Origin of the sequence: Rhizobium changzhiense, assembly GCF_013087625.1 — a bacterium.
GTDB lineage: Bacteria > Pseudomonadota > Alphaproteobacteria > Rhizobiales > Rhizobiaceae > Rhizobium > Rhizobium sophorae.
In genome coordinates this window covers 1-3597 of record NZ_JABFCQ010000015.1, presented here as the reverse complement: position 1 = coordinate 3597, position 3597 = coordinate 1, and the positions used below count along the sequence as shown (strand labels likewise).

The following is a 3597-nucleotide window of genomic DNA, read 5'->3' as shown; positions in this document are numbered from 1 at the left end:
TCGGAGCCGGCCGGTTCGACCACCTCGATCAGGCAGTCGCCCTCGGTCAGCGAGCGCGCCTTGCGGTCGGCGCCATCGGGATCGGTCAAGGCCTCCGGGCGAATGCCGAAGATCACCTGTTTGCCGGTATAGGCGGTCAGACCGTCATTGCCTGATATGACGGGGAGCCTCAGCGGCGCGGCATTCGGCCGCTCCAGCGAGACTTCGAGCCCGCCGGCGCCGTTTTCGACGGTGGCGTTCAAGAGGTTCATCGCCGGCGATCCCATGAAGTCGGCGACGAAGATGTTGGAGGGGCTGTTATAGATCTCGGCCGGCGTGCCGAACTGCTGCAGCACGCCGTCCTTCAGCACGGCGATCTTGGTCGCCAGCGTCATCGCCTCGATCTGGTCATGGGTGACATAGACGAAGGTGGTGCCCATGCGCTGATGCAGCCGCTTGATCTCGGTGCGCATGTCGACGCGCAGCTTGGCATCGAGATTGGAGAGCGGCTCGTCGAACAGGAAGACCTGCGGATTGCGCACCAAGGCTCTCCCCATGGCGACACGCTGGCGCTGGCCGCCCGACAGTTGGCTCGGCTTGCGGTCGAGCAGATGGCCGATCTGCAGCATGTCGGAGACCTGCTTGATCGCCTTTTCGCGCTCGTCCTTGGGAACGCCGCGGATTTCCATGCCGAAGGCGATGTTGCCCGCCACCGTCATGTTCGGGTAGAGCGCATAGGACTGGAACACCATGGCGATGTCGCGCTTGGAGGGATGCAGGCCGCTGATGTCGCGCCCGTCGATCCTGATATCGCCAGAGGTGATCGTCTCCAGCCCGGCAATGGTGTTGAGCAGGGTCGACTTGCCGCAGCCGGACGGGCCGACCAGCACGAGAAAGCCGCCCTTGTCGAGTTCGAGGTCGATGCCCTTGAGAATGTCGACGGCGCCGAAGCGTTTTTTGAGACCGGAGATTTCGAGGAAGGCCATGGATTACCCTTTGACAGCCCCCGCCATCAGACCGCGCACAAAGTAGCGGCCGGCGAGGATATAGACGATGAGCGTCGGCACGGCGGCGATCATCGCCGCCGCCATGTTGACATTGTATTCGACCACCCCGGTCGAGGTGTTGACGACATTGTTGAGCGCCACCGTCATCGGCATGGAGTCACCGGTGCCGGCGTAAGCCGAGGCAAACAGGAAGTCGTTCCAGATATTGGTGAACTGGTAGATGACGGTGACGACGATGATCGGCAGCGAGTTCGGCAGCATGATGCGGCGGAAGATCTGGAAGAAGCTGGCGCCATCGACCTGGGCGGCCCGCACCAGTTCGGTCGGGAAGGCCTCGTAGAAATTGCGGAAGAACAGGGTGGTGAAGCCCAAGCCATAGACGACATGGACGAAGACCAGATTGACCGTCGGATTGCCGAAGCCGAAGTTCCAGCCGGTGGCGTTCTGCAGCGTCATGCCGAAGCGGCCGAGACTGCCGAGGATCGTTGCCATCGGCAACAGCACCGACTGGAACGGAATGAAGCAGGCAAACAGCATCAGCCCGAACACCAGCGTGTGGCCGGGAAAGCGCCATTTGGTCAGCACATAGCCGTTCAGCGCCCCCATGATGGTGGAGATTGCCACCGCCGGCACCACCATCTTGATCGAGTTCCAGAAGTAGCCCTTGATGCCGGCGCAGGTGAGCCCCACGCAGGTCTCGCCCCAGGCCTTGATCCACGGATCGAAGGTCGGCGATTGCGGCAGCGCCAGCATGTTGCCGTTCTGGATCTCGTCCATGGTCTTGAACGAGGTCGTCAGCATGACGAAGAGCGGCATCAGATAGAGGACGGCAAAGACCAGCAGCAGGCCGTAGATGACGGTGCGGCCGATCCAGCGGGTGTTGTTGCTGTTCTGCGAGGTTGCTATCGGAGAGGTCACGCTGCTCATCGCGCCTTCTCCTTCAGTTCGGAATAGAGATAGGGAACGATGATCGCCGAGATGGTCATCAGCATGATGATGGCGCTGGCCGAGCCGACGGCCATCTCGTTGCGCTTGAAAGTGTATTCATACATGAAGTTCGACGGCAGCCAGGCCGAGCCGCCCGGCCCGCCCGAGGTCAGCGCCACCACCAGGTCATAGGACTTGATCGCCATATGGGCGAGCACGATGAAGGCCGACAGAAAGATCGGCCGCAAGAGCGGAATGACGATGCGGCGATAGAGCTGGAAGGGCGAGGCGCCATCGATCTGGGCGGCCTTCATGATCTCGCCGTCGATGCCGCGCAGGCCCGCCAGGAACATCGCCATGACGAAGCCCGACGCCTGCCAGACGCCGGCGATGACGACGGTGTAGATGACGAAGTCCTTGTTCTTGATCCAGTCGAAGTGGAAGCTCGTCCAGCCGAAGTGGTGCAGCGTCTGTTCCAGCCCGAGGCCGGGATCGAGGAACCATTTCCAGGCAACCCCGGTGACGATGAAGGAGAGCGCCATCGGATAGAGGAAGATCGGCCTGAGCAGCCCCTCGCCGCGGATCTTCTGGTCGAGCAGGATGGCAAGCAGCAGGCCGAGGCCTAAGCAGATGCCGACATAGAGGAAGCCGAAGATCGCCATATTGGTGATCGAGGTGTACCAGGAGGACGGCGGATCGCTCTCGAAGGTCCAGCGCCACAGCCGCTGATAGGCGCGTGCTCCGGTCAGCGCATAGGAGGGAAAGGTCTTGGAATTGGTGAACGACAGATAGGCCGTCCAGACGATGAAGCCGTAGACGAAGATGATGGTGATGACGAAGCTCGGCGCCAAGACGATCTTCGGCAGCGCATCCTGCAGCCGGCCCCTCAACGAGATCGCCGTCGATTGCCTCGGCGTCAGAACCGGATCGGTGGTCGCAACGGTGCTCATGGAATGTCATCTCCTCCCGCAATCGGCCCCATGATCATCTCGTATGATCGGCGTGGAGCCTGAAGCTTCCCCGCGACGATGCGGGGAAGCATTTTTAGTCGACAGTGGTCTCAGCGGGCGTCGTCGATCGCCTGGACGAGCTGGGTCACGGCCTCGTCGGAGGTCTTGATCTGGCCGTGGACGAACTTCGAGACGACATCCTTGTAGGCATTGGCGATCGCCGGCGGTGCGCCGTAGCCTTGCGCCAGCGAGCCGAACAGCGTGCCGCCTTCGTTGGCTGCCTTCAGGTCGGCGATGCCCTTCTTGCCGCAAGCGTCGAAGTCGGTATCGGGAACATCGGTACGGGCCGGCACCGAACCCTTGACGACGTTGAAGGCCGACTGGAAGCTCTTCGACAGCGTGGCCGTCGCCAGCGCCACCTGAGCGGCCTTGCGGTCGTCAGGAACGTTGAACATGCCGAACATGTCGGAGTTGTAGACCACGCTGCCGTCGGTGCCGGGGAAGCGGTAGCAGAGGAAGTCGGTATCCGGCGTCTTCTTGGCGGCGACGAATTCGCCCTTGGCCCAGTCGCCCATCACCTGCACCAGCGCATCACCCTTGATGACCATGGCGGTCGCCAGGTTCCAGTCGCGGCCGGAGAAGTTCGGGTCGACATATTTGATGATCGTCGCCAGATTGTCGAAGGACTTCTTCATCGTGTCGGACTTCAGCGATTCCTCGTCGAGGTCGTTGAA

Annotated in this window: 3 protein-coding genes and 1 pseudogene; all 4 read right to left on the bottom strand. The window is 61.8% G+C overall.

What is annotated here, in order from left to right; genetic code table 11:
* On the bottom strand, positions 1-965 hold a 965-nt coding region (locus G9X68_RS31590), incomplete at its 3' end, for an ABC transporter ATP-binding protein (protein WP_171605726.1).
* Between the two features lie 3 nt (positions 966-968).
* On the bottom strand, positions 969-1913 hold the full coding sequence (locus tag G9X68_RS31585) for a carbohydrate ABC transporter permease (protein ID WP_171605725.1): 945 nt from the start codon (positions 1911-1913) through the stop codon (positions 969-971).
* Positions 1910-2863, bottom strand: coding sequence for a carbohydrate ABC transporter permease (locus G9X68_RS31580; protein ID WP_171605724.1), 954 nt, complete (start codon positions 2861-2863; stop codon positions 1910-1912). The genes G9X68_RS31585 and G9X68_RS31580 overlap by 4 nt, the downstream gene beginning before the upstream one ends.
* 110 nt (positions 2864-2973) lie before the next feature.
* Positions 2974-3597: pseudogene (locus G9X68_RS31575) on the bottom strand (sugar ABC transporter substrate-binding protein); the annotation flags it as partial.